This is a genomic window from Neobacillus drentensis, assembly GCF_036966985.1.
GTDB classification, from domain to species: Bacteria; Bacillota; Bacilli; order Bacillales; family Cytobacillaceae; genus Neobacillus; species Neobacillus drentensis_E.
Map to the genome: position 1 here is coordinate 398 of NZ_JBALSN010000227.1, position 2,203 is coordinate 2,600.

2 protein-coding genes are annotated in these 2,203 nt (G+C 40.1%); one reads left to right on the forward strand and one right to left on the reverse strand.

What is annotated here, in order from left to right; translation table 11 throughout:
- Positions 1-996, reverse strand: a 996-nt coding sequence (locus V7659_RS15465; protein ID WP_335540747.1) for a transglycosylase domain-containing protein, incomplete at its 3' end; no start/stop codon positions are given.
- A gap of 272 nt (positions 997-1,268) precedes the next feature.
- Here V7659_RS15465 and V7659_RS15470 point away from each other — a divergent pair.
- Positions 1,269-2,203, forward strand: a 935-nt coding sequence (locus tag V7659_RS15470) for a DUF3231 family protein (protein WP_335540748.1), incomplete at its 3' end; no start/stop codon positions are given.

A 2,203-nucleotide genomic window follows, 5' to 3' on the forward strand; every position in this document is an offset into this window, starting at 1 on the left:
TGGATCAAGGGTAGTATAAATAGATAATCCGTCCTCACTGATGTCTACATCCTTCAGCTTGCCCTTTACCTCTTTTACCACAGCATCCAAAAACGCCTCGTATGGCATACTTTGTTGCGTGCTTTTTGGTACAAGACCCTCCGTAATTGGAACTTTGGAAGCTTCCTTCAATTGTTTCTCCGTTATATACCCATCTCTAAGCATCGAACCTAAGACAATATTCCGACGATTTGTTGCTGCTTCTTTGTTTTCCGGCTTGGTCGGGTCGTAGTTATTCGGACTCTGCGGCAGTCCGGCTAACATTGCTGCCTGCGCGAGCGTCATTTTTTTTAAATTACTTGCTTCGATACCATAGTAATTCTTTGCTGCAGCCGCTACTCCGTAAGAGCGGTTGCCAAGGTAAATTTTGTTTAAGTACATCATTAAAATATCGTGCTTGGAATATTTCTGTTCCAACTGATACGCCAAGTTCCATTCTTGGAATTTTCGCTTTACTGTTTTCTCCGGAGTCAAAAAGGAATTCTTAATTACTTGCTGGGTAATCGTACTGCCGCCTTGTGATCCGAAATCCCCGGTTACGTTGACAAAAATGGCCTTAGCCGTCCTTTTAATGTCGATCCCATGATGCTCATAAAAATGGGAATCTTCCGTGGCGATAAACGCTTGCTCCAGCACTTTTGGAACTTGATCATAGGTAATTTTTGTTCGCTTTTCCTTCCCGTATTCATAAAGAAACTTCCCGTTTTTATCATAAAATTTCGTAGAAAGAGGATCCACCAGCTTTGAATCATCCAGATTAGGCGTATCCTTGATCATGGAAGCGAACGTGATCGCTCCTGCTCCTGTCGAAACCAGTCCAAGCACGAGACAGATAATAATTATTTTTTTCAAAAACGAGCCTTTTTTCTTCGGTGTCCGCTGACTTCTTTGTTGATTCCGTCTTGCGTTTTCCGCTTGTTTTCGTTCCTCACGAGATTGATAGGTCTCTTCTGACATTCTTCTTCTCTCCCATGTAAATTTATGGTTTGGCAATGTTGATTAATAATGGAGGTATTTATCTGCTAATAATAAAATTTCGTAAGTGGTTTGAAATTTATGAGGGGAGCAGGCAAAAAAAGAGCCAAAGGGACGGTTTTCTTGGCTCCACATGAGGCTCGTCATGACCACTTTGAACCGTCCCCATGGTTCTCTCAGCCAGGTAACTAACACATATTACAGCTAATTTTTGGGAAAGGTATCCTATAGTATTTCTACTTTGGAGGTTACTTATGGAGGCCAAGAGAACGCAGATTAGGTTAACTGCAGGTGAGATTGCTCAACTATGGGCGCAATACTTAAATGATAGCGCAAGTATTTGTGTCCTTACGTTTTTTTTAGAAAAAGCGGAGGATGACGAAATTAAGCCTATAACTAAATATGCCTTAGAGTTATCTACATTACACATTCAAACGATTACAGCTATTTTAACCGAGGAAAAGAATATAGTTCCGCATGGTTTTACTATGAAAGAAGATGTAGATTTAACTGCACCTAGACTTTTTTCTGACGCATTTGTGCTCAATTTTATCCACCAAATGTCCAAGGTCGGACTTACTTTATATGGAGCTGCTCTAGCATCATCAGTAAGAAATGATATAAAAACTTATTACATGGCCTGCCTTACGGAAACCATGGAATTATATAAACAATCAACGGAATTATTGGTATCCAAAGGGTTGTTTATTAGGTCTCCGAACCTGCCTAATTTAGAAAAGGTTGAATTTGTGAAAAAACAGTGGTTTATGTTGGATGTGATTGGAGAAAAACGGCCATTAGTCGCAGCAGAAGTCGAACATTTATTTGTGAATATGCAAAGAAATGCGATCGGAGTCGCTGTGCTTACTGGATTTAGTCAGGTTGCACAGGACAAGGATGTAAAAAAATTCTTTCTAAAGGGTTTAGAAATTGGGAATAAACACATTAGATTATTTAGAGCAAAGTTAGAGGAAAGTAAACTCCCTGCACCGATGGGGTGGGATGCAGAAATAACAAACAGTACCACACGTACATTTTCTGATAAACTCATGATGTACTTTACCTCCGGTTTAATTTCTATGAGTGTTGGATATTACGGTACAGGCGTCAGTTTAAGTCCCAGAGGAGATCTGGCTTCAATGTATAACAGGCTATCCGTAGAGGTTCAAATGTATGCAGAAGATGGAGC